This is a genomic window from Clostridium sp. RTP31139st1_H3_RTP31139_211217, from assembly GCF_040227035.1.
Lineage (GTDB): Bacteria > Bacillota > Clostridia > Clostridiales > Clostridiaceae > Clostridium > Clostridium saudiense.
This window is the reverse complement of sequence record NZ_JBCOAB010000001.1, coordinates 105,526-130,471: the sequence shown is the minus strand read 5'-3', so window position 1 is coordinate 130,471 and position 24,946 is coordinate 105,526. Positions and strand designations below refer to the sequence as shown.

The 24,946-nt window shown below is 28.1% G+C and carries 21 protein-coding genes and 1 other annotated feature; of the genes, 17 read left to right on the top strand and 4 right to left on the bottom strand.

Annotated features, from left to right (window positions below; all coding sequences use genetic code 11):
* Positions 1–146 precede the first annotated feature (146 nt).
* Both ABUA17_RS00665 and ABUA17_RS00660 read left to right on the top strand, forming a co-directional pair.
* The gene (locus ABUA17_RS00665) at positions 147–683 is read left to right on the top strand and encodes a flavodoxin domain-containing protein (RefSeq protein ID WP_198133987.1); all 537 of its coding nucleotides are present in this window, start codon (positions 147–149) and stop codon (positions 681–683) included.
* 182 nt (positions 684–865) lie between these two features.
* The gene (locus tag ABUA17_RS00660; protein WP_042398317.1) at positions 866–1,921 is read left to right on the top strand and encodes an NAD(P)H-dependent flavin oxidoreductase; all 1,056 of its coding nucleotides are present in this window, start codon (positions 866–868) and stop codon (positions 1,919–1,921) included.
* A 128-nt stretch (positions 1,922–2,049) separates the two neighbouring features.
* Here the strand turns inward: ABUA17_RS00660 and ABUA17_RS00655 are convergent, their stop codons facing one another.
* The gene (locus ABUA17_RS00655; protein ID WP_042398320.1) at positions 2,050–2,628 is read right to left on the bottom strand and encodes a biotin transporter BioY; all 579 of its coding nucleotides are present in this window, start codon (positions 2,626–2,628) and stop codon (positions 2,050–2,052) included.
* Entirely contained in the window at positions 2,629–3,609 is a 981-nt protein-coding gene (locus ABUA17_RS00650; RefSeq protein WP_195951280.1) for a biotin--[acetyl-CoA-carboxylase] ligase, read from the bottom strand. It abuts the gene before it with no gap.
* Positions 3,610–3,760: 151 nt separating this feature from the next.
* Positions 3,761–4,009: a binding site (T-box leader), on the top strand.
* 110 nt (positions 4,010–4,119) lie between these two features.
* Here ABUA17_RS00650 and trpS point away from each other — a divergent pair.
* Positions 4,120–5,136 (top strand): tryptophan--tRNA ligase, encoded by a 1,017-nt coding sequence (gene trpS / locus ABUA17_RS00645; RefSeq protein ID WP_042398325.1) that lies wholly within the window; start codon positions 4,120–4,122, stop codon positions 5,134–5,136.
* Between the two features lie 46 nt (positions 5,137–5,182).
* On the opposite strand, the gene ABUA17_RS00640 is transcribed toward trpS, so the two are convergent.
* The gene (locus ABUA17_RS00640) at positions 5,183–5,755 is read right to left on the bottom strand and encodes a TetR/AcrR family transcriptional regulator (RefSeq protein WP_042398328.1); all 573 of its coding nucleotides are present in this window, start codon (positions 5,753–5,755) and stop codon (positions 5,183–5,185) included.
* Positions 5,756–6,025: 270 nt separating this feature from the next.
* Between ABUA17_RS00640 and ABUA17_RS00635 the strand changes: the two genes are divergently transcribed.
* The 12 genes from ABUA17_RS00635 to ABUA17_RS00580 all read left to right on the top strand — a co-directional run bounded on the left by ABUA17_RS00635 (position 6,026) and on the right by ABUA17_RS00580 (position 19,276).
* A complete protein-coding gene (locus ABUA17_RS00635; protein WP_195951281.1) occupies positions 6,026–7,321 on the top strand; it encodes an efflux RND transporter permease subunit in 1,296 nt (431 codons plus the stop codon).
* 72 nt (positions 7,322–7,393) lie between these two features.
* Complete coding sequence (locus tag ABUA17_RS00630) at positions 7,394–8,077, top strand: hypothetical protein (protein WP_195951282.1); 684 nt, start codon at positions 7,394–7,396, stop codon at positions 8,075–8,077.
* Between the two features lie 122 nt (positions 8,078–8,199).
* The gene (locus ABUA17_RS00625) at positions 8,200–8,610 is read left to right on the top strand and encodes a C-GCAxxG-C-C family protein (RefSeq protein WP_042398333.1); all 411 of its coding nucleotides are present in this window, start codon (positions 8,200–8,202) and stop codon (positions 8,608–8,610) included.
* A gap of 261 nt (positions 8,611–8,871) precedes the next feature.
* Positions 8,872–9,072: a hypothetical protein gene (locus ABUA17_RS00620; RefSeq protein WP_042398338.1), complete on the top strand. Its 201-nt coding sequence runs from the start codon at positions 8,872–8,874 to the stop codon at positions 9,070–9,072.
* A gap of 284 nt (positions 9,073–9,356) precedes the next feature.
* Positions 9,357–10,805 (top strand): response regulator transcription factor, encoded by a 1,449-nt coding sequence (locus ABUA17_RS00615; protein ID WP_195951283.1) that lies wholly within the window; start codon positions 9,357–9,359, stop codon positions 10,803–10,805.
* 152 nt (positions 10,806–10,957) lie between these two features.
* The gene (locus ABUA17_RS00610; RefSeq protein ID WP_055277769.1) at positions 10,958–12,817 is read left to right on the top strand and encodes an ABC transporter substrate-binding protein; all 1,860 of its coding nucleotides are present in this window, start codon (positions 10,958–10,960) and stop codon (positions 12,815–12,817) included.
* 123 nt (positions 12,818–12,940) lie between these two features.
* A complete protein-coding gene (locus ABUA17_RS00605) occupies positions 12,941–13,531 on the top strand; it encodes an ABC transporter permease (protein WP_349824090.1) in 591 nt (196 codons plus the stop codon).
* Positions 13,532–13,993 carry an ABC transporter permease gene (locus tag ABUA17_RS00600; protein WP_349817900.1) on the top strand — a complete coding sequence of 154 codons (462 nt, stop codon included), beginning with the start codon at positions 13,532–13,534 and terminating at the stop codon, positions 13,991–13,993.
* Positions 13,994–14,005: 12 nt separating this feature from the next.
* On the top strand, positions 14,006–15,253 hold the full coding sequence (locus ABUA17_RS00595; protein ID WP_042398345.1) for an ABC transporter permease: 1,248 nt from the start codon (positions 14,006–14,008) through the stop codon (positions 15,251–15,253).
* A gap of 12 nt (positions 15,254–15,265) precedes the next feature.
* The gene (locus ABUA17_RS00590; RefSeq protein WP_195951284.1) at positions 15,266–16,273 is read left to right on the top strand and encodes an ABC transporter ATP-binding protein; all 1,008 of its coding nucleotides are present in this window, start codon (positions 15,266–15,268) and stop codon (positions 16,271–16,273) included.
* Positions 16,266–17,078 (top strand): ABC transporter ATP-binding protein, encoded by an 813-nt coding sequence (locus tag ABUA17_RS00585; protein WP_042398349.1) that lies wholly within the window; start codon positions 16,266–16,268, stop codon positions 17,076–17,078. Before ABUA17_RS00590 ends, ABUA17_RS00585 begins: the two co-directional genes overlap by 8 nt.
* Before the next feature lie 98 nt (positions 17,079–17,176).
* Positions 17,177–19,276: a beta-mannosidase gene (locus tag ABUA17_RS00580; RefSeq protein ID WP_055290872.1), complete on the top strand. Its 2,100-nt coding sequence runs from the start codon at positions 17,177–17,179 to the stop codon at positions 19,274–19,276.
* Between the two features lie 152 nt (positions 19,277–19,428).
* On the opposite strand, the gene ABUA17_RS18795 is transcribed toward ABUA17_RS00580, so the two are convergent.
* Positions 19,429–20,400, bottom strand: a complete 972-nt coding sequence (locus tag ABUA17_RS18795) for a collagen-like domain-containing protein (protein ID WP_433913799.1) — start codon at positions 20,398–20,400, stop codon at positions 19,429–19,431.
* Between the two features lie 210 nt (positions 20,401–20,610).
* Here ABUA17_RS18795 and ABUA17_RS00570 point away from each other — a divergent pair, with 210 nt between their 5' ends.
* On the top strand, positions 20,611–20,928 hold the full coding sequence (locus tag ABUA17_RS00570; RefSeq protein ID WP_042402677.1) for a nucleotide pyrophosphohydrolase: 318 nt from the start codon (positions 20,611–20,613) through the stop codon (positions 20,926–20,928).
* An 86-nt stretch (positions 20,929–21,014) separates the two neighbouring features.
* The gene (gene metH, locus ABUA17_RS00565; protein ID WP_195951286.1) at positions 21,015–24,674 is read left to right on the top strand and encodes a methionine synthase; all 3,660 of its coding nucleotides are present in this window, start codon (positions 21,015–21,017) and stop codon (positions 24,672–24,674) included.
* Positions 24,675–24,946 lie beyond the last annotated feature (272 nt).

The window sequence follows — 24,946 nt, the reverse complement described above, 5'->3', positions numbered from 1 at the left end:
TTTTCAATATATAATAATATAGTTAGAGAAATATTACATGATAAAAATATAAATCTATATTAATTTATATAATTTATAAATATAATTATATTTAGTATTAAGAATTAAAATATGAGAATTTAAAAATGAATTATGAGGGGTTGGAAATGATGAATAGTATTGTTATTTATGGTAGCCATTATGGAACAACACAACAATATGCAGAAGAGTTAGCTAAAAGAATAAATTTAAAATGTTTAAATTTTAAAGAGGTTACAGAGATAAATGATTATGATGAGATTATTTATCTTGGGGGTTTATATGCTGGTGGTATATTAGGCATGGAGAAAACTTTTAAGAAAATTAGTAATCCTAATAATAAAAAAATAATAATTATAACAGTTGGGTTGGCAGATCCAAAAGATGATGAAAATATTAAGTCTATAAAAAGTAATATTTCTAAACAGCTTTCACCTGAAATCTTTGAAAAAGCTAAAATATTTAACTTAAGAGGAGGAATAGATTATTCAAAATTAAACTTTCTGCATAAGTCTATGATGAAGTTATTATATACTAAAATAAAAAAGATACCTGAAGATGAAAGAACTGCAGATGTTAAAGGTTTAATAGAAACATATAATAAAAGTGTTAGTTTTGTAGATTTAAATACATTAACAGATATAATAGATTATTTGAAACATTAATAAAATAAATTTTTAAAATAAAGCTAAGAGTGACTTAGCTTTATTTTCTTATAAATAGTTTTAGAATCAAAATATTTGATAATTGCACATTGACAACTAAAAATACATTATATATACTAATGATATAACATGTAGTTATAAAAACTATATAAATTAGATGGAATAACTAGGAGGATTAATATATGAAATTAAATTCATTGATTATAGGAGATTTAGAAGCAAAGGTTCCAATAATTCAAGGGGGAATGGGAGTAGGTGTAAGCTTGTCTTCGCTTGCAGGAGCAGTAGCAAAAGAAGGAGCAATAGGAGTAATATCAGCAGCACAACCTGGATTTTTAGAAGAGGATTTTGGAAAAGATTCATTAACAGCTAATATTAGGGCATTAGGTAAACATATTAAAAAAGCAAAAGAAATATCAAATGGTGGAATAATTGGTGTTAACATTATGTGCGCCACTAGAAATTATGAAGAGTATGTAAAATGCGCAATTGATAATGGTGCTGATTTAATTATATCAGGTGCAGGATTACCTACTGATTTACCAAAGTTTACAGAAGGGTCAAATATAAAATTAGCACCTATAGTATCTCCACCAAAGTCTGCAAGTGTTATTTTAAAAATGTGGGATAGACGTTATGGTAGAACTGCAGATATGGTAATTATTGAAGGTCCAAAGGCAGGTGGACATTTAGGATTTTCAAGCGAAAGTTTAAAAGAATATGAATCAAAAGGTTATGACAAAGAAGTGCTTGAAATTATTGAAATAGTAAAGGTATATGAAGAAAAATATAATAAGAAAATACCGGTAATATTTGCAGGTGGCGTTTATGATAGAGATGATATTAATCATTATATGAATTTAGGATGCGCAGGAGTTCAAATGGCAACAAGATTTGTAGCAACTGAAGAATGTGATGCTCATATTAATTTTAAGATGGCATATATAAATGCTAAAAAGGAAGATGTAATGATTGTAAAAAGTCCAGTTGGTATGCCAGGGCGAGCTATAAGTAATAAATTCATGGAAGAAAGAAAGTTAACAAATGAAAAAATAAGTAAATGTTATAAATGCTTAAAGAAATGTGATATGGCAACTATACCTTATTGCATAACAGGTGCTTTAGTGCGTGCAGTAAAAGGTGATGTTGATAATTCACTTGTATTTTGTGGTGAAAATGCATATAGGTTAGACAAAATTACAACTGTTAAGAAATTAATAGAAGAATTAAATAGTTAGAAAAGATAGGGTATATTTCAAGTAATTTATAATAAAAACAATACCATAAGTAGTATTATGCTATATGGTATTGTTTTTTTATACTAAAGTTTTATATTTATTAAAATATATTATCTATAATCTTTTCTTTAGGTTTGACTATTAAATTCATTTGTAAGTAATTGACCTTTTATTATAGGGAGAGTTCTTTTAGCAATTAATGAACTTACAATGCATGAAGCAATATCACCTGGGATAAATAAAAGACAACAATACAACATTACAGCACTAGCTGTGATTGGAGAATTTAAGTAATAATTTGCAATTAAATAATAATAAATCATACCTATAATATATACAATTGTTAATCCACCAATGCTTGCAAATATTAGTCTTTTAAGAGATGGATCCTTATCTTTATGCGCAATATATCCAGTAAAATATGTGCCTATTAAGAAGCCTATTAAATAACCAAAGGTTGGTTGGAAAATATAACTTGGTCCACCACCTTGAGTAAATACAGGAATACCTATTAAACCTATAAGTAAATAAATCCCTACAGAAATAGCTCCAAGTTTAGGTCCTAATAAAAGGCCTGCTAGTGTAGTAAATAAAACTTGTAAAGTAAATGGTACTACAGGTATTGGAATTTTAATAAAAGCACCAACAGCAATTAATGCAGCAAAAAGTGAACATAAAATAAGTGATTTCGTTGATAATTTATTCATTTAATTTAACCTCCTAATAGTTACTTCACCAGAATTTAAAACTTTTATAGAACCATCATCATGTTTAACAACTAAAGAACCATCATTATTTATATCAATAGCTTTACCAATGGATGAAACACCAGCACTTATATAGACAATTTCATTATTTAAAATAATACTTCTTTTCTTATATTCAGATATAAAGTCATAACTTTTAATTTGAGGAATCATACTTAGGATATTATTTACTATTTCTGCACAAAGAATATTTCTATTGATATTTCCATTGTTATTACTAAATAATGAAGAGGCTATTGTTTCAAGTTCTTTAGGGAAACTTTCTTTAGGCTTATTAAAGTTAAGTCCTATTCCTAAAATTAAATAATCAATAGTTCCACTTTCAAAATTAGTAGAAGCTTCTGTTAATATTCCTCCTACTTTTTTATTGTTTAAGTAAATATCGTTTATCCATTTTATTTGGCATTCTATTCCTGTTACTTTTTGAATTGCATTACATATAGCAACAGAAGCAGAAGTTGTTATTAAAACTGAATCCATTGCAGTTAAATTAGGTCTAAGTATAATGCTCATATAAATTCCAGTATTAGCTGGTGAATAAAATACTCGACCAAGCCTACCTTTACCTACACTTTGTTCTTCGGAAATTATAACCGTACCATGTTTAGCACCATTTAAAGCTAAAGTTTTTGCAACATCATTAGTAGAAGAGACTAATTTGTAAGTATAGATATCAATGTTTGAATATTCATTATTTAAATATAAAGAAATACCTTCTTTAGAAATAAAATCTGTATTTGTTGCTAGGGAATAACCTTTATTAGTAACAGCATTTATTGTATAGCCTTCACTTCTAAGTGCATTAATTGCTTTCCATATGGAAGTTCTCGAAATATTAAGTTTTTTAGCAATTTCCTCACCAGAAATATTTTTACCTTTATTTTCTTCTAAAATTTTTAAAACTTTTCCTTTTATTAACATAATTACCTCCATAGAAAGTATTATATTGAAGATAAAATAGTTTGTCAATCAAAATATATTAAATGGTTAACAATTAAAGGCGATATTAAATTAGTCTTCTCAAATGTTTGACATTTACAAAATAGAGGAATATAATACATTAAAAGTATAAAAAAATCCTATGAAGAGGAAGAGTAATTAAATTTAGGTTCAATAAAGAGAGCTAGGAGTGGTGGAAGCTTAGCAAGAAAAAATTTAATGAATGGACCTTTGAGGAACAAGGTGAAATTAAAGTTTTAAGAGTATCTTAGTGGTGAACTGCACCTTACAGCAGTTAAAGTATGTTAGTACTTTAGTTAGAGTGGTATAAATTTATTTATACAATTTAGGTGGCAACACGGATAATAACTTCGTCCTATTAGTTATAGGAGGGAGTTTTTTTGTTTTTAAAATTATTATTCAAGAATAATACATCTAGAAGTTTTGAATAAACAATAGATAGAAAAAGTTATGAAATAAGGAGTGAAAGTAATGAAAAAAGAAACACTTTTAACAGGAGATAGACCAACGGGAAAACTTCATATAGGACATTATATAGGTTCTTTAAAGAATAGGGTTACCTTGCAAAATAGTGAATTATATAATAGCTATATTATGATTGCAGATCAACAAGCATTAACTGATAATGCACGAAACCCTGAAAAAATAAGAAATAATTTAATAGAGGTTGCTTTAGATTATTTATCTGTAGGAATAAATCCATCAAAATCTACTATTTTTATTCAATCACAAATTCCAGAATTAAATGAACTTACAATGCATTATTTAAATTTAGTTACAGTTGCAAGGCTAGAAAGAAATCCAACAGTTAAAAGTGAAATAAAAGAAAGAAATTTTAATATGAGTATTCCTGCGGGATTTATGATTTATCCAGTAAGTCAAGCAGCAGATATTACAGCGTTTAAAGCAAATATAGTACCAGTAGGTGAAGATCAACTTCCTATGATAGAACAAACAAGAGAAATAGTAAGAAGTTTTAATAATATTTATAAAGAAGATGTTCTAGTAGAGCCTAGGGCTATATTACCAAAGGAAGGATTAGGTAGATTACCTGGTATTGATGGAAAAGCAAAAATGAGTAAGTCATTAAATAATGCAATTTATCTTAGTGATGAACCAGATGTAATAAAAAATAAGGTAATGTCAATGTATACTGATCCTAATCATATTAGAGTAGAAGATCCAGGAACTATAGAAAATAATACTGTTTTTATCTATTTAGATGCCTTTTGCAATGAAATAGATAAATTGCAAGAAATGAAAATGCATTATCAAAGAGGGGGACTTGGTGATGTAAAAGTAAAAAAATATTTAAATGAAATAATTCAAGCTGAGCTAGAACCAATTAGAAATAGGAGAAAGGAATATGAGAAAAATTTAGATTATGTATATGAGGTACTGAAAGAAGGTAGTAATAATGCAAGAAAAATAGCATCTAATACATTAAGAGATGTAAGAAATGCTATAGGAATTGAGTATTTTAAATAAGCTATTGAAATAATTAGACCACCTATGGTCTAATTATTTTTGTATTTTATGAATATAATATTTTTGAGGAACTTTCTACCAAGTCGCTAGTAAGTTTCGCCATGTATTCTATACTTTCTTGTTTACTAGTATTTATCCAATCTTGAATTAGCCCTATTATTCCATAATAAGTAAAAGAATAATAGTAGTCATATTTTTTAGGATCAGCATTAGGATATAATCTATTCCAAACATCTATGCATAGTCTTTTCATAATTTCCTTAATTTTCTCTATAAAAATAGAATCCGCATTAATATGAGGACCTAAGAAAATTGATAATAGCTCACTATTCTTATCAATAAATTCCAATATATCTTTCATTAATGAATAAGGCTCATCAGAGTTAGTACAAGATGAATTGTGAAATAATATTACACTCTCAAGTTCTACTAGTAATTGCTCTTTAATGTTGTCTACCATATCAAAGATATCCTTATAATGTAAATAAAAAGTCTTTCTATTTATGTCAGCTAAGTCTGTAAGTTCTTTAACAGTAATTTGATTAATGTTTTTATCTTTTATTAGTATCATTAAAGATTCATTTAGTTTTAGTCTGGTTTTTCGTACTCGTCTATCCATATAAAAGCTCCATTCAAATAAAAATATTTATATAATATAACAATTTATACTTTTTATACATTTTAAAGATAACTTAATTATTATTCAACTCTTAATTTATCAAAACATAAGTTTATAAAATACTTTTAACAAAACCTTAATAAATTAATACACAATTTGTACTCAATGTGTGTATTATACCACAGTGAATTACTTTATTGGTAATTGTATTGTTGGTATTTCATAAATATACTTAAACCGAATGATAATTAGTTAGAGGTGAGACGCAGTATGGAAATTTTTTTTAGACAAATTATTAAACATAAAAAAACTGTAATTTTTACATTTGGACTTTCACTAGTTTTATGTTTTATTTGCAGTAAATTTGTATCAGTTAATTATGATATGAACGATTATCTTCCAGATGATTCTAAGTCTACAATATCTTTAGATATTATGGAAGATGAATTTGAAGGTGGAATACCTAATGCAAGGGTAATGGTATCTAATATTACTATACCCGAGGCTTTAGAAATTAAAGATAAATTATTAAATATTGATGGTGTACAAGATGTTACATGGTTAGATGATGTTGTTAATATAACAGAACCTATTGAAACTTTAGATAGAGAAACAGTTCAAGATTATTACAAGGATGAAGCGGCATTATTTACAGTTACTGTTGATCAAAATAAAAGAATTGAAGCAGTAAATGAAATAAGAAATTTAATTGGTGATGATAATGCAATGGCAGGTTCAGTTGTTAATACTGTAGTTGCAACAGAAGCTACCTCTAAAGAAGTTAGTCAAATTATATTATTTATAATACCAATATGTTTAATCGTATTAGCAATTACAACAACTTCTTGGTTTGAAGCAATATTGTTTATGTTAACTATAGGCGTAGCAATAATGCTAAATCAAGGAATGAATCTTTTATTTGGAGAGATTTCCTTTGTAACAAATGCAGCGGGAAATGTATTACAGTTAGCAGTATCTATGGATTATGCAATTTTCTTATTGCATAAATTTACAGAGTTTAGATTGCAGGGGTTAGAACCAGAGGAAGCAATGGTACAAGCATCTGTTAAAAGTGTTGGCTCAATCTTTTCAAGTGGGATAACAACAGTTATTGGATTTGCAGCCTTAATATTAATGAGATTTAAAATTGGTCCAGATATGGGAATTGTAATGGCAAAAGCTATAGCTCTAAGTTTAGTAACTGTTATTATTTTACTTCCTGTACTTACAATGTATTGTTACAAGATTATTGATAAAACTGAACATAAATTATTAATACCTAAATTTGATAAATTTGCAAATTGTGTTAGAAAAATAATGATACCTTTAGTTATTATTTTTTTAATCGTAATGGTACCATCCTATTTAGCACAGACAAAAAATACTTTTGATTATGGATCTTCAAAAATATTTGATAAAAGTACTAAGTTAGGTAGTGATACAAAGATAATAGAAGATACTTTTGGTAAATCTAATTCATTAGTTATTATGGTTCCAAAAGGTGATTTTGCAACAGAAAAGGAGTTAAGTAATGAACTAAAAGAAATAGAACAAGTTAGTTTTTAAAAATAAAAGCAAAATTAAAATAAAAAATGAAAATAAAGCAGTAAATGGCTAATCGAAGGGAGAATGATTTATATGAAAAAAAGTAAAAATAAAATTATAATGATAGTTTTAACAGCAACAATAATTAGTAATACTATGGTTCCAATATCTACTTTGGCAGAATCAAATACAATTTTAAATAACACCAATTATGCAACTGAATTACAAACTAAATATGCTGAATTTAATAATGCAATTCAAGGTTTATCTGCATTATTAAATGATATGATATATAATATGTCAAACCTATCTACAGCAATAAATACATTAATATCAGAATATAATAAATTAGATGTAGGAATTAATGAATATACAAATGGAGTAGAAACATTACTGCAAGGATATTCTCAACTTGTAGAAGGATCAACAAATTTAGTAAACGGAACATCTACTTTAAAAAGTGGAGCTGAAAAATTAAGTTCAGGTGTTGCGGAATTAAAAGGTGGAACTACGGAATTATCAAATGGAACAACAGAATTAAATGATAAGACAGCCAATCTTGATACAGAAATAACAGATGAAATTGATAAAATGGTTGATAATTTAGATGGAACAAGTGATGAAATAGTATCATTTACTTCAGAAAAAAATACAAATGTGCAATCAGTACAATTTGTAATTAAGATGCCAGAAATAAAAAAAGCAACTATAGAAGTTTTAAAGGATGAAGAAAAAAGTCCTACTTTATGGGAAAGAATAATAAATTTATTTAAATAAAATATAGGTCTTTAAGGTAATTAAATCTTACCTTGGAGACCTATATTTTTCCAAGTAAGTGACATTACAAAGAGAAAAATGTATAATAAATTTATGAGTCAAATGAAAAGGGAGGATTTAAAATGGGCTTAAGGAAAGAAAAAGCAATTGAATTACACAAAAATAGATATACATGTTCACAGGCAGTAGCATGTGCTTTTTGTGATCTTGTAGATGTTGATGAATCTACCATGAAAGATATGGTTAGAAGATATAGTGGAGGAGCTTATAAAGTATGTGGAGCTGTAATGGGAGCATACGTTATAGTTAATTATTTAAAAGGAAATGTAAATCCAGATAATCCTGCTGAGCCAATAAGGGATGATGTAAAGTTATTAAATGAAATAGAAAAAAGATTTAAGGAAAAAAATTCATCTGTAGTATGCAAAGAGTTAAAAGGAATAGGCACAGGAAATGTACTACGTTCATGTAGGGGTTGTGTAGAAGATGCAGCTGAAATTCTTGAAGAATTAATTGATGAAAAAAATAATTAATGTTTATAAAATAAAAAATATAATTACTTCTTATAATACACCTAGTTTGATTTTGTTAAGCTAGGTGTATTAGTATATTTAGATAAAATATATTTATAGTAGCAATAATATAAAATTTTCATATAATAATGTTATTCAATATTATTATAGTTGGAGAAAATAAATATGTGAAAATATAAATAATAGAGAACTTTTTTTATAATGTATAAGTCTAATTAGTATAAGAGAAAATTTGGCAATATATTATGAGGTGTAAAAGAGTTGTGGAAGAAATTAATTTTATCAGAAAAAGATTATGAATATTTAACTAAAGGATTAGCTGGTGGTGTTGGAATTGGAATTATTATTGGTGCGATAGCAGAAAATATATTATTATTCTTTGCACTTGGAGGAGTTTTAGGAATTATATGTGCAACTATTTTTTCAACTATAAAAAAGTTTAAAATTAAGCATAAAGCTTAAAATTATTAGCATTCTTATAAATGTATAAGAAAAGGTTATCTTTTTAAATTTAATTAGAAGAGGAGTAGGCAATGCCTATTCTTTTTTTAGTTTTAAAGATAATAATTATTACAATGATATTATATAGAAATTCAATTTAATTAATTTTTCTATTCTTAATAAATAAAAAGAATGATAAAATATATTATATGTAAATAAATGGATGGCACAAAAATACTTTTACAGATCTTTAAATTCTAAACTTTAATTTTTATTATATCCAATCTAGGGGGAGAAGGGATGATATGAACAAGTTAGTAATTGCGGATGATGAGAAGAAGGTAAGAAATAGGGTTATTTCAATTATAGAAAGTGCACATATTCCAATTAGTGAAATAATAGAGTGTGATAATGGAGAAAAAGCTTTAGATATAATAAAAAATGAAGAAATAGATGTATTGATTACAGATGTAAATATGCCACAATTAGATGGTATAATGCTTGCACGTGAAATAAAAAAATTAGGATGTAATACAAAGATTATTGTTATTAGTTGGTATAATGATTTTGACTATGCTGTTAATCTTTTAAGAAGTGGGGTAAGAGAGTATTTATTAAAACCAATAAATAAAGATGATATGATTAATATAATGAGGCTACTTCAAAATGAACTAAATGATGAAAAAAAAGAATATAAGGATAATGTCAATTTATTATATGATCAAATCAAACATGCATTTTATCATAGAGACTTTTATGGAGATTCAATTAACAAAACTATTATAAAGTTAAAACATAAAGTTAAAGAAACAAACTATGTTATTATTTGTACAAATTATAAGCAAGAAAAGAATATATCAGATAATGAATTTTTTTTTGATTCAATTAGTGGTCATAATATTATTATGACAAATCCTAAAAATGTTAATGAATTACTTGAGGGAAAACTTAAAGGTTATGGTGTTGGTGTAAGTAAAGTATATAATGATTTAAACTTAGTTTATCTAGCTTCAAAAGAAGCTATAGGAAAAAGAAAAGACAATTATTTTATAAGGTTAAATAATCCTAATTGTATTAGAGAAGAAAAAGCAACAAAGGTATGTGAAATTGATAATATTATACAGCTAATTGGGACAGCAAGGTTAGAGACGGCTTGTAAATATTTCGCAATATTAGTTAATATGGTAAAATGCTGTGAAATTGAAATACCTCAATTTGAAGGTATAGTTACAGAAATATTAAATAAAATACAAAGTAATTATGGTGGAATAATAGAAGAAAAAAATTTAAATATAAAAGAACTTTTAAATATTTATAAATGTACAAATATTGATACTTATAGTAATGAATTATTTAAATTAGTAAAAATAATTAACATAAAGATTACTAATGAATGTGAAAAGTATAAAATTAAAATAAAAATGGAAGAAGCAATAAAATATATAGATGAAAATTATAAAAATGAAATTAATATGACAATGGTATCTAATTATGTTTCCATGAATTATTCAGTTTTTTCACTAGATTTTAAAGAGTATACTGGTAAAAACTTTGTTAATTATTTAAAAGATATAAGGTTACAAGAAGCAAAAAGACTTTTAGATGAAACGGATATGAAGATTATTGAAATAGGTGAAGCTGTTGGATATGAAAACGATAAACATTTTTTAAAAGTGTTTAAAGGAGCTTATAGTGTAACATCTTCTGAGTATAGAAAAAATATTAAAAATGGTAGGATGATTGTTACTTTATGATAATAAAATCACAAATATAAAAAAATAACACTAAAAACGAAAAATAGTATACTTATTTTGTAAAAATTTACCGTTATAATGTGAGTATAGAAAGGGTGTCCTTTTAAAACTTATTGAAATTATAAAATATTTATTGAATTGGGGGAGAAGATATGAAAAAGAAAGTGTTAGCAATGGTTATAGCTAGCATGATGTCAGCAACACTTTTTGCTGGCTGTGGCTCAAGTTCAAGTAATGATACTGGTAATGATACAAAAAGTGATGATACAAATGAAGATATTGCTTCAGAAGATGAAACTACAAAGGATGATAATAGTTCAGAAGGTTCAACACCAAGAAACGAGACTTTATATTTTAATGGTCAACAATGGGGGACTATAAATAACTTTAATCCAATGAGTGCTAATTCTAATAATGCTATGGGAATTACACAAAATGATTCAGCTAGAGTGTTAATTTATGAAACTTTATTTCTATACAATATGTTAGATGGATCATTAGAACCATTATTAGGGGAAACATATGAATGGAATGATGAGCAAACACAGTTAACAATTAAAATTAATAATGATGCAAAGTGGAGTGATGGAACAGATGTAACTGCAGATGATGTAGTTTATACCTTTGACACACATGTTAAGTATGGATCATCAACAGGTAATGATTATAAGAATTATATTGAGAAAGTTGAAGCAACCGACTCTAAAACAGTTGTATTTTATTCTAAGTTAGATGAGAGTGGAAATCCTATAAATCCTTTAAAGGTAATTGAATATATTCCTAAAATATATGTTATGCAAAAAGCATACTTACAAACTGTAGAAGAAAGAAATAATAATGATGCTGAAAAGGTAAAAGAAGATAGAATGGATGATTTAATAGCGTCTGGACCATATAAGCCATATTATGATGATGATCAAAAAGTAGTTTTTCAAAGGGATGATAATTATTGGGGACAAAGTCTATGGGGAAGTTTACCTGCTCCTAAGTATATAGCACATACAATATTTAAAGATAATGCTTCAGGAGATTTAGCATTTTCAAATGGTGAAGTAGATGTATCCCAACAATTTATATCAGAAGTTTGGAAAATGTGGGAATCTGGTAAACCAATATCAACTTATATTGACGATTCTCCATATTATTTATGTGCAACAATGCCTTCAGCTTGGTTTAATGTAGAAGTTAAAGGGTTAGATAAAGTTGAAGTTCGTAAGGCAATTGCAATGGCAGTTGATTATGATCAAATAATATCTACGGCAATGTCAGGATATTCACCATCTTTCTCAGAAGCACCAAGAAGCATTATGAATCCAACAGATGCAGAACAAGCATTAGTAGATAATGATGCATTGAAGGATTTACAATTTAATGGTGGAGATATAGAAGGGGCAAAGAAACTATTAGATGATGCAGGCATAGTTGACACCGATGGTGATGGAATTCGTGAAATAGATGGTGAAAACCTATCATATAAAGCAGAATGCCCAGAAGGATGGTCAGATTGGAATGCTTCATTAGAAATAGTGGCTGCTGCTGGTAAAGAAATTGGAATAGATATTGAAACTTATTTCCCTGATGCTAATACCTTCTATGATGATATGACTACAGGTAACTTTGAAATTTGTATGTATAGTCCAGCTGGTGCATCAGTTTCAAATCCTTGGACTAGAGCTATGGGATTCCTTTCAAGCACATATAACGATTTAGAAGTTAACTGGAGTGGTAACTTTGGTGGATATACAAATGAAAGGGCAGATGAACTTTTAGCTTTAATTCCATTAGAACAAGATCAAACTAAGCTAAAGGAATATTATACTGAGTTAAGTAAAATTTATCTAGAAGATGTTCCTTCTTTTGCATTAATGTATAGACCACAAGTTTTCCATACTGTAAATGAAAGCGTTTGGACAAACTTCCCTCAATTAGATGACGGAACTAACATACCACCACTAGATTGTACTGATGGATATGGTATAGCAGCTTTATATCACATTAAGAATGTCGAATAATATGCTATTAAATACTAGCAATATTTAGTGACAAGTATTGACCATGTCTTAAGAAAGAATGACATGGTCAATTTTCTTACTAGCTAAATTTACATTAATGAATATATGATGCAGAGATATGAGGTGAAAAGTTTGAAGGGGTATAAAAAATATTACACAAATAAAATAATATGGTATCTTATAACTTTTATTGTAGCAATTATATTAAATTTCGTATTGCCTAGATTAATGCCAGGAGATCCAGTAGCATCTATTGCAGCAAGAGCAACAGAGGGAATGACTGACTCAACGGCTATTCAACAAGTATATGAAGAGTATACTGAAAAGTTTGGAATTGATAAGCCTATGACCACACAATTTTTTACTTTTATTAAAAATGCTATAAAGGGTGATTTTGGAGTATCATTTAGCCAATATCCTAGAACAGTATCTGACATAGTATCATCTTCTGTATGGTGGACAGCTTGTTTGCAGTTACCTGCTATAACCCTTGGTTGGCTTTTAGGAAATATACTAGGTGCTGTAGCAGCATATAGAAAAGGGATATATGATAAAGGAATTTTACCATTATTCTTATTTTTTAGTAATGTACCTGCATTCGGAATGGCTATAATACTATTGTTTACTTTTGCAGTTAATTTAAAATGGTTCCCAACTAGTGGTGGATATGGATTTGATTTAATTCCTAATTTCAGCTGGACATTTTTTAAATAAATATTATATCACTATCAATTACCATTTTGGTCAATCGTTTTTATTACAATAGGTGGTCAAGCTATTGGTATGAGATCAATGTCTATATATGAGTTAAATGCTGATTATGTTAAGTATAGTCGTTTCTTAGGTATAAAAGATAAAAAAATTACAGGTTATGTATTTAGAAATGCAATGCTTCCGCAAATTACAGGTTATGTATTTAGAAATGCAATGCTTCCGCAAATTACAGGTTTAGCAATGTCTATTGGTACAATGATTGGTGGTGCATTAGTTGCAGAAATAATATTTAGTTATCCAGGATTAGGAACAACTATACTTTCTGCAATTAAGGGACGTGATTATCCTTTGATTTCTGCATGTACATTAATAATAACAATTATGGTGTTATTAGCAAATTTATTTGTAGAAATTTTATATGGTGTTATAGATCCACGTATTAAAGCATCACAACAAGACTAGGGGGGATAGACAATGAAAAATACATTAAAACAAATTTTCCATGATAAAAAGTTTATAATGGGCTTTATTATTTTTATAGCTATTTTGGCAACAATCATAATTTATCCTTTAGTTGTAGCATATAGTCCTCTTGAAATGGTTGGAGGATTATTTTATAAACCAGGTACTTATGTATCTGTATCTGATACGGTAGAAAGCAAAAATTATTCTTTTAAAATGGATACATCTGCAGTAAAACTTGAAAGTGCTTTATCTATGGAGGATAGATCACAAATGGGTACATGGTTAGAAAATTATGCAGGTGTTGATATAAAGGATATAGATGTAACAGATGCAAAAGGTCTTATAAAGCTTTGGGAGAAATATTATGATCCTAATAATAAACAAGATGGATTAATTGCTGCTAAGAAAAAGTATTATGTAAGATTAAATACTAAGATAGATGGGATTTTAGAAGATACTGAAATTGTAATAGCTAATGAGGATGAAGCTACTGGTGAGTTAGTTGTAAATTCAACTATTACTTCAGATCTATTTGTTAATATTAATGATATACCAAATCAAAGAACCTTTTATTTAGGAACTGATAATTTTGGTAGAGATGTGTTAACTGAATTAGTTTATGCAACTAAGACTTCATTAAAAATTGGATTAATTGCAGGGGTAATAGCAACAGGGATAGGACTAATATTTGGATTATTATCAGGTTATGTTGGTGGGATAGTTGATGATATTATTATGTTTCTTACTAATTTATTTACTGTAATACCTGGATTCGTAATTTTAATATTAATATCTTATAGTGTTGGTCAAAATGCAAGAGGTGTAACATTAGTAGCTACTATTATTGGATTAACATCTTGGACATGGACTACTAGATCAGTTCGTGCTCAAGTTATTTCGTTAAGAAACAGAGATCATGTTAATTTATCGAAACTTTCAGGTCATAGTTTAATAAGAATAGTGTTAACTGATATACTTCCTTACGTTGCTTCATATGTTGTAATGGCTTTTATACTACAAATTTCAAGTGGGATTTTAGCAGAGGCACAATTATCAATGTTAGGACTAGGACCAGCTACTACTAAAGTTACAACACTAGGATTAATGATGAACTGGGCTATGAGTTATAAGGCTCCATTATCAAATGCTTGGTGGGCTTTTGTACCAGTGATTTTATCAATTGCATTGATTTCATTTTCTTTGAATTTAATGAATACAGGACTAGATCAAGTATTTAATCCACAACTTAGAGATTAGGAGGAACTTTATATGGGAAAAGTTATGTTAGAAGTAAAAGATTTAAAGACTAAATATATTACAAGACATGGTGAAGATGTATATGCCGTTGATGGAGTTTCCTTAAAAATAGAGGAAGGGAAATCGTTAGGTATCGCAGGTGAATCAGGTTGTGGAAAATCAACACTAGCTTTAAGTTTGATGGGATATTATTTTGCACCATTATATTATCAAAGTGGAAGTATAATTGTAGATGGAATAAATATAACTAAAATGAATCCAGATGATGTTCGAAAAAAAATACTTGGAAATGAAATTGCATATATTCCTCAAGCTGCAATGAATGCATTGAATCCAACACAAAAAATTATAAAGTTTATAGAAGATGTAATACATGCTCATAATCCAAAAGCAACTAAAAAAGATATATATGATTTAGCAAAAGAAAGGTTTGAAATCTTAGGTTTACCAGAATCAGTATTGCAAAAACATGCAGTTGAATTATCAGGAGGTATGAAGCAACGTACAGTAATTGCAATTTCAACAATTTTATCACCTAAGGTTTTAATAGCAGATGAGCCTTCTTCAGCTCTCGATGTTACTTCTCAAAAGATGGTTATAAAAATGATGCGTAATTTAATGGAAAAAGGTTTTATAAAATCAATGATTTTTATAACGCATGAATTACCTTTATTATACAATGTTACTGATGATATTGTTGTTATGTATGCAGGACAATTAATTGAAGAAGGTAAATCAAAAGAAATGGTATTTGATCCAATTCATCCATATTCTAAAGGGTTAATGGGGTCAATAATTGTTCCTGAAGAGGGAGTGAAAAATATTAAGTTAACAGCTATTCCAGGTACTCCTCCAAATTTAAAGCATCCTCCGGAAGGATGTAGATTTGCTGAAAGATGTAAATATAGAAGTAAAGAGTGTAATGTAGAAAAAATTCTTGAAACAAATCTTGAAAATGGAAGAATGTTTAGATGTAGATTTACTGAATCAGAATTAAGGAAGGTGTATAGCAATGAATGATAAACATGCTTTATGCTTAAGTGGTAAAGGTTTAACTAAGATTTTTGGTATAGGTGATACAAAAACTGTTGCTGTTGATCATGTTGATTTTGAATTTCATGAAGGTGAAATAATTTCAATAGTTGGAGAAAGTGGTTCAGGAAAAACTACTTTATCAAAGATGTTATTAGGATTAATAAGTGTTACTGAAGGTGAAGTTTTTTTTCAAGGAAAACCTAGAGATATAAAAACAAGAAGTAAGAAAAAAGAATATTGGAAGGGAATACAAGCTATATTTCAAGATCCATTTTCATCTTTTAATGTTTTTAATAAAATAGATTCAGTTTTATTGGATTGTATTAATATGCGTGGAGGTAAAAAATTACCTTATGAAAAGAAAGTAGAAATGATGACCGAAGCATGTAGTTTCGTTAATTTAAAATTTGATGAATTAACCAATAAATATCCATTTGAATTGTCCGGAGGACAAATGCAACGTTTGATGATTGCAAGAATATTTTTACTTAAACCTAAAATACTGCTTGCAGATGAGCCAACCTCAATGATTGATGCTTGTTCAAGAGCTACAATACTTGATATGCTTATGAAATTAAGAGAAGAAACAAATATGACAATTATTTTTATAACTCACGATATAGGATTAGCATATTATGTTTCAGATAATGTATATATTATGGAACATGGAAAATTTGTTGAGCATGGTAGTGCTGAAGACGTAATTTTACATCCCAAAGCTCCTTATACAAAGAGGCTTATAAGTGATGTTCCTAAGATTTATGAAGAGTGGGATCTTTCTACTGTATAATGATTAAATTGACAATTAATAATATTAAATAAACATTATTAATTGTCAATTTTATGTTTATATATAAATAGTAATTAAAGAGGTGAGAATTTGTATGCGTGAAAAATCATTCAACTAAATTTATAAAAGAAGCCTATGAAAAAAATCCACTTAATGGTAGTAGTGACGCAATGAATGGATTTCCACATATAAGAAAAGCACATTGTATGTTTGGATGGGATTGGGGGCCAAGGTTACCTGATGCTGGTATATGGAGAAGTTTAGGGATTTTAGGGGTTAATGAAGGTAGAATTGATAACGTATATATATCACAAAATCATAAAGAGAAAAAAGTAAGTTTAAACTTTAAAGTAGATATAAAAATTAATGATAAAAGTAATACTTTGAGATTTGGCGTAGATAAAGAAATAAGTGACTATGATTTTAGATATAAAGTAACAATAACATCACCTGATAATGAGATAATAGTTTATAATGATTCAATAAATGAAATAATAATAGATAATCCAAAGTTATGGTGGCCCAATGGGTATGGTGATCAAAATTTATATAATATTCTTATTGAATTAATAAAAGATGATGTAGTGATAGATAAGTGGGAAAATAAAATAGGATTAAGGACATTAACCATTAGTAGAGAAAAAGATGATTATGGAGAGAGTTTTGCTCATGTTGTAAATGGAGTTAAGATTTTTGCTATGGGAGCAGATTATATTCCAGAAGATAATATATTAGCTTATGTTAATAAAGAAAGAACTTATAATCTTTTAAAACAATGTAAAGATGTAAATTTTAATATTATAAGAGTATGGGGTGGTGGTAATTATCCTTATGATGATTTCTTTAATATATGTGATGAATTAGGTCTCATGGTTTGGCAAGATTTTATGTTTGCTTGTGCAGTTTATGAATTAAATGATGAATTTGAAGAAAATATAACTAATGAATTTATAGATAATATAAGGAGAATCCGTCACCATGCTTGTTTAGCATTATGGTGTGGAAATAATGAAATGGAGATGTTCATGGATAATAATTTGTGGACAAGTGAAAAAAGATTAAAAGCTGATTATATTAAATTATATGAATATATAATTCCTAAGCTTTTAAATAAGGAAGATCCACAAACTTTTTACTGGCCAGCAAGTCCTTCTTCTGGCGGAAGTTTTGATAATCCCAACGATGATAAACGAGGAGACGTTCATTATTGGGATGTATGGCATGGAAATAAGCCTATTACAGAATATAGAAAGTTTTTATTTAGATATGTATCAGAATTTGGATTTCAATCTTTTCCATCATTGAAGTCTGTAGAAATGTTCACGGAACCTGAAGATAGGAATATTTTTTCTTATATAATGGAAAAACATCAAAGAAATGCAACAGCAAATGGGAAAATAATGAATTATATGGAGCAAACCTTTTTATATCCTACTAATTTTGATACGTTATTATATGCATCCCAATTACTTCAAGCAGAAGCAATAAGATATGGGGTTGAGCATTTTAGAAGAAATCGTGGAATTTGTATGGGGGCTATAATATGGCAATTAAATGATTGCTGGCCTGTTGCCTCATGGTCATCAATTGATTATTATGGAAGGTGGAAAGCTCTACATTATTATGCTAAAAGATTTTTTGCACCATTAATGTTATCTTGTGATGAAGAGGGTATATTAACTCAAGATATTAATCCAAATCCAGAGCCTTTTGAGGTTAAAAAATCAATTCATTTATGTATTTCTAATGAAAGCATGTATGATGAAGTTGTAATAGTAAATTGGAAACATAGAAAAAATACTGGAGAAATTATAAAAGAAAAAAGTTATAAAGTTGAAATAAAAAAATTATCAAGTGTATGGCTTGAGAAGATAACCTTACCAGAATTATCACTTTATGATGAATATATAAGTTATGAAATGATTAAAGATAATAAAGTAATTTCTTCAGGTACAACTATTTTTTGTGCTCCAAAACACTTTAAATTTATAAATCCTAATTTAAATATAAGTGTTAATGGTGATGAAATAACAATTTTAAGTGATTCTTATGCAAGAAGTATTGAAGTGATTAATGAAGAGGATAATTTGCTTTTAGAAGATAATTACTTTGATATTAATAGTGGTATTCATAAGGTGAAAATTATTAAAGGAGAACCTAAGGGGTTAAAAGTTAGAAGTGTTTATGATATAAGATAATAGAGAGGTAAATTATGTATTTAGATTGATAAAATTATTTTAAATATGGTAAGTAAAAGATATGGATCAGCATAAAAAATATAAATTTTCAATATTATTTATGCTGATCTTTTTATTAGTATTAATAATAGAAGTATTTGAAGGGATATATTTTAAAGTATTGCAAAAGGAAAAATTGAAACTGACCCTGTTACTTCACCAATATCAGTACTATTAGTTGTAAATTTTAAATAAAAAGGCATTGTTAAAGATGTGTCTTCTTTTTTTGCTTGAACAATGAATCCGGCTGATACAGTAGCATTACCATTACTTGCAGAATTTGAAGTAGCTGTAGTATTATATGAAAATTCAAATATATTATCTATAAAAGGAGCTATTTGAAAATAACTATTTGCACCTACATTTGCTGAGACAATATAACTTATAAAATAAACATATCCGTCAGTAAGATTTATAATTGTACTGTCATTATCAGATAAACTAGTAAGTCCACCAATATTTATTCTTTTAAAAAAAGTAACATAATCTTGAGATTTTAGATCAATATCATATATAGTATATACATCATATGAATTTAGATAAGGACCAGTAGGGCCAGTAGGGCCAGTCAAACCAATAGGACCGATATCACCAGTAGCACCAGTAGGGCCAGTCAAACCAATAGGACCGATATCACCAGTAGCACCAGTAGGGCCAGTCAAGCCAATAGGCCCTGTATCTCCAGTAGGGCCAGTAGGGCCAGTCAAACCAATAGGACCGATATCACCAGTAGCACCAGTAGGCCCAGTCAAGCCAATAGGCCCTGTATCTCCAGTAGCACCAGTAGGCCCAGTCAAGCCAATAGGCCCTGTATCTCCAGTAGCACCAGTAGGTCCAGTTAAGCCAATAGGCCCTGTATCTCCAGTAGCACCAGTAGGTCCAGCTAAGCCAATAGGTCCTATATCTCCAGTAGCACCAGTAACACCTGTAACACCTGTAATTGATATTAATACCGGTGGTGAAGGAACTATATATGGACAACATGAATAATAGGGACATTTATAACAATATTCATAAATTACTTGGTGTGATGTACAACAGTGTTTAATATTTCTATTTGTAATTCTATAATAATTACTGTCCATTAAACCTCCTAAATTATTAATATTATTTTTTACTACTATAAATAGATAAAATTCTACATATATTAATTTATTCTTCAGCATATTAATATGGTACATATAAATTTTTAATATAAAACCAAATGAGCAATATTGTAAATTTAGAATGATAAAAATAGTTAATTAAAATAAATTATGATAAAATATAGAAAAATATAAAGGAGTACACTAACTATGGAAAAAACAATAAATAGAATAAGAAAATTTAGAAAAGATAGAGAATGGGAGCAGTTTCATACACCTTCAAATTTATCAAAGGCAATTTCTATAGAAGCAGCAGAACTATTAGAAGAATTCTTATGGGATAACGAAAATTATAATAAACAAAATGTAGAAGAAGAATTAGCTGATGTTATGGTATATTGCATACATATGGCAGATGCTTTAAATGTGGATATCTCAGAGATAATAAATAAGAAAATGGATAAAAATGAAAAGAAGTATCCAGTAGAGAAAGCAAAAGGTAATAGTAAAAAATATACAGAGTTATAATAGTAAGCATTTATATTATATTGTAAATAATGCTAAAAAATTGTATAATTATTCTAAAACATTTAGAAGTAAAGGCAGGAAAGCAAATGAATAGGGGCAATTTAATTGAAATTTTAAAAAAGAAAATAGTAGTTCTTGATGGAGCTATGGGAACAAGTATACAAAATTATAATTTAAATGAAAAGGACTTTAGAGGGGATTTACTAAAGGATTTTCATAAAGATCAAAAAGGTAATAATGATATATTATCTATAACAAAACCAGAAGTAATAAAAGAAATACACAGAAGCTTCTTAGAGGCAGGTTCAGATATAATTGAAACAAACTCATTTAATTCAACAAGTATTTCTCAAGAAGATTACGATTTAGCACATTTAGTTTATGATTTAAATTATCATTCAGCTAAAATAGCAAGAGAAGTTGCAGATGAATTTACAGCAATGAATCCTGATAAGCCAAGATTTGTTGCAGGTTCTATTGGACCAACGAATAAAACAGCGTCATTATCACCAGATGTTGAAAATCCAGGTTATAGAAATATAACATTTGATGATTTAGTTGATTCTTATAGTGAGCAAATAGGGGCATTAGTAGATGGTGGAGTAGATTGTTTATTAATAGAAACTGTTTTTGATACATTAAACTGTAGAGCAGCAATAGTTGCGGCAAACAATGTATATAAATTAAAAGGATTTACTTTACCAATAATGATTTCAGGTACATTAACAGACAAATCAGGAAGAACATTAGCAGGGCAAAAATTAGAAGCTTTTGCTCAATCAGTTAGAAATGAAAATGTAATTTCTATAGGATTAAACTGTTCTTTTGGTGGTGCAGATTTGATACCTTTTATTAAAGAATTAGCTGATACACAGGATTTATATATATCATGTTATCCTAATGCTGGATTACCTAATGTTTTAGGGGAGTATGATGAAATTCCAAGCATAACAGCTAAATATATTAAAGAATTAGCAAGTGAAAAAAATGTTAATATAGTAGGGGGATGTTGTGGAACTACAGCAGAACATATTAAAGCAATTGCAGAAGTAGTTGAAGGTGTAGAGCCAAGAACCATTCCTAATATAAAAAAAGAAAGTATTTATTGTGGACTTGAAATTGTAAGAAGTAATAAAGAAAATAACTTTATAAATATAGGTGAAAGAACTAATGTTGCAGGTTCTGCAAAATTTGCAAGACTTATAAGGGAAAAGAAATACGAAGAAGCTTTATCTATTGCAAAGGAGCAAGTAGAAAATGGAGCTCAAATAATTGATGTAAATTTTGATGATGGTTTATTAGATAGTGCTAAGGAAATGGAATATTTCTTAAGACTTATAGCTTCAGAACCAGATATAGCTTCAAGACCTATAATGATTGATTCTTCAAGATGGGAAGTTGTTGAAGCCGGTCTTAGAAGTATTCAAGGTAAACCAATAGTAAATTCAATTTCATTAAAAAATGGTGAGCAAGAATTTTTAAATCATGCTAAGGTTGTTAAGGACTTTGGTGCTGCAGTTGTAGTAATGGCATTTGATGAAAATGGACAGGCTGATACTTATGAAAGAAAAATATCCATTTGCAAAAGGGCTTATGATTTATTAGTAAATAAATTAAATTTCCCACCAGAAGATATAATTTTTGATCCTAATATTTTAGCTATAGCAACTGGTATTGAGAATCATGATAATTATGCAGTTGATTATATTAATGCAACCAAATGGATTAAAGAAAATTTACCATATGCAAAAGTTTCAGGTGGAGTATCAAATTTATCTTTCTCATTTAGAGGAAATAACACAATAAGAGAAGCTATGCATTCTGTATTTTTATATCATGCAATTGAGGCTGGAATGGATATGGGAATTGTAAATCCAGGAATGATTCAAATTTATGACGATATACCAAAGGATTTATTAAGATTAGTTGAAGATGTTGTCTTAAATAAACACAAGGATGCAGCAGAAAGATTATTAGATAAAGCTGAAGATTATAAAACAGGCAATGTTGTTAATAATACAAATAAAAATTTATGGAGAGAAAATAGTTTAAATGATAGATTAAGTTATGCTTTGGTTAAGGGTATAACAGAATATTTAGAGGAAGACTTAGGGCAAGCTATTAAAGAATATCCTAAGCCTTTAAGTATAATTGAAGGGCCTTTAATGGATGGAATGACTAGAGTAGGAAAATTATTTGGTGATGGAAAAATGTTCTTACCACAAGTTGTAAAATCAGCACGTGTTATGAAAAAGGCTGTATCATATTTACTTCCATATATAGAAAAAGAAAAAAAGCAAGGTGAAACATCAAGTGCTGGAAAAATTCTTTTAGCAACTGTAAAAGGTGATGTTCATGATATAGGTAAAAACATTGTAGGTGTAGTTCTTGCTTGTAATAACTTTGAAATAATAGATTTGGGAGTAATGGTTCCGTGTGAAGAAATACTAGATAAAGCTATTAAAGAAAATGTTGATATAATTGGATTAAGTGGACTAATAACACCATCTTTAGATGAAATGTGCCATGTGGCTATTGAAATGGAAAAGAGAAAAATGAATATTCCTTTAATTATTGGTGGAGCTACTACTTCAAAAGCTCATACAGCTCTTAAAATTGATCCTAATTATAGTGGAGCAGTTATTTATGGATATGATGCTTCTAAAACAGTTGAAATATCAAAGAATTTATTAGGAACTAATAAAAATGAATATATTAAGGCTATTAAAGATGAATATGAAGAAGTAAGAAAAAATTATAATAGTCATGAAAATAAGATGATTTCTTTAGAGAAAGCAAAAGAAAATAGTTTTAAGATTGACTGGGTTAATAGAGAAATTTCAAAGCCAAACTTTATAGGAATAAAAGAAGTTAAGGATTATTCAGTATCTGATTTAAGACCATATATTGATTGGACATTCTTCTTTATAGCATGGGAAATGAAAAAGTTATATCCAGATATATTAGAAGATTCAGTTTATGGAAAAGAAGCTAAAAAGATTTTTGATGATGCTAACAAAATGTTAGACTTTATTGAAGAAAATAATATTATTGATATTAAAGGTGTTTTTGGAATTTTTGAAGCTAATTCTAATGGAGATAATATTGAGGTTTATACTAAAGATAAATCACAAACAACTATATTCAATTTACTTAGAGAACAAAGAGAAAAAAGCAATGGTGAGTACTTATGCCTTTCAGATTTCGTTGCACCAAAAGAAAGTGGTAAGGAAGATTACTTAGGTGGATTTATTGTAACAGCAGGATTAGGAGCAGATGCTTATGCTAAAAAACTTGAAGATGAAGGTGATTCTTATAACGCAATTATGTTAAAGCTTGTTTGTGATAGATTGGCAGAAGCATTTGCTGAAAAGCTTCATGAAGACATTAGGAAAATTTATTGGGGGTATGATCCAGACGAAAACTTATCTATGAAAGAAATATTTAAGGCAAGTTATAGAGGAATAAGACCTGCATTTGGCTATCCGTCACTTATTGATCAAAGCCAAATGAAAAAATTATTTAATATTTTAGATGGTGAAAAAGTAACTGGGGTTAAACTTACTGAAAGTTATATGATGGATCCTGTATCATCTGTTTGTGGATTATATTTTGCTTCAGAAGATTCTAGATATTTTAACTCAAACTATATAGATAAAGATCAAGCAGAAGATTATGCAAAAAGATGTGGATGTACATTAGAAGAGTTAGAAAAATCATTACCTAATATATTAAGCTATAAGTAAAGTACATTTAATAAACTGAGGGGAGATAATTTCCCTCAGTTTATTTATCTTGCTAATAGTATTATTAGATTAGAAGAAGAGTTTAACTTTTAGATTTTTGGTGGCTGTTGTGGTACAGATAATATATATTTTAAGGAAATAGCAAAAAGAATAAAATAAATATTTTTAGTTTAAGTAAAAAAAATAATATTATTGACATTAATTACAAATAGGAATATGATTTAATCATAATTTAATTTACAAATATAGGATATATTTCGATCTGATAGAAA

Coding starts and splice junctions, on each gene's coding strand:
- ABUA17_RS00615 (WP_195951283.1), top strand. CDS start 9,357: ATGAACAAGTTAGTAATTGCGGATGATGAGAAGAAGGTAAGAAATAGG.
- ABUA17_RS00640 (WP_042398328.1), bottom strand. CDS start 5,755: ATGGATAGACGAGTACGAAAAACCAGACTAAAACTAAATGAATCTTTA.
- ABUA17_RS00590 (WP_195951284.1), top strand. CDS start 15,266: ATGGGAAAAGTTATGTTAGAAGTAAAAGATTTAAAGACTAAATATATT.
- ABUA17_RS00665 (WP_198133987.1), top strand. CDS start 147: ATGATGAATAGTATTGTTATTTATGGTAGCCATTATGGAACAACACAA.
- ABUA17_RS00655 (WP_042398320.1), bottom strand. CDS start 2,628: ATGAATAAATTATCAACGAAATCACTTATTTTATGTTCACTTTTTGCT.
- ABUA17_RS00660 (WP_042398317.1), top strand. CDS start 866: ATGAAATTAAATTCATTGATTATAGGAGATTTAGAAGCAAAGGTTCCA.
- ABUA17_RS00625 (WP_042398333.1), top strand. CDS start 8,200: ATGGGCTTAAGGAAAGAAAAAGCAATTGAATTACACAAAAATAGATAT.
- ABUA17_RS00570 (WP_042402677.1), top strand. CDS start 20,611: ATGGAAAAAACAATAAATAGAATAAGAAAATTTAGAAAAGATAGAGAA.
- ABUA17_RS00630 (WP_195951282.1), top strand. CDS start 7,394: ATGAAAAAAAGTAAAAATAAAATTATAATGATAGTTTTAACAGCAACA.
- trpS (WP_042398325.1), top strand. CDS start 4,120: ATGAAAAAAGAAACACTTTTAACAGGAGATAGACCAACGGGAAAACTT.
- ABUA17_RS00610 (WP_055277769.1), top strand. CDS start 10,958: ATGAAAAAGAAAGTGTTAGCAATGGTTATAGCTAGCATGATGTCAGCA.
- metH (WP_195951286.1), top strand. CDS start 21,015: ATGAATAGGGGCAATTTAATTGAAATTTTAAAAAAGAAAATAGTAGTT.
- ABUA17_RS00650 (WP_195951280.1), bottom strand. CDS start 3,609: ATGTTAATAAAAGGAAAAGTTTTAAAAATTTTAGAAGAAAATAAAGGT.
- ABUA17_RS00585 (WP_042398349.1), top strand. CDS start 16,266: ATGAATGATAAACATGCTTTATGCTTAAGTGGTAAAGGTTTAACTAAG.
- ABUA17_RS18795 (WP_433913799.1), bottom strand. CDS start 20,400: ATGGACAGTAATTATTATAGAATTACAAATAGAAATATTAAACACTGT.
- ABUA17_RS00595 (WP_042398345.1), top strand. CDS start 14,006: ATGAAAAATACATTAAAACAAATTTTCCATGATAAAAAGTTTATAATG.
- ABUA17_RS00635 (WP_195951281.1), top strand. CDS start 6,026: ATGGAAATTTTTTTTAGACAAATTATTAAACATAAAAAAACTGTAATT.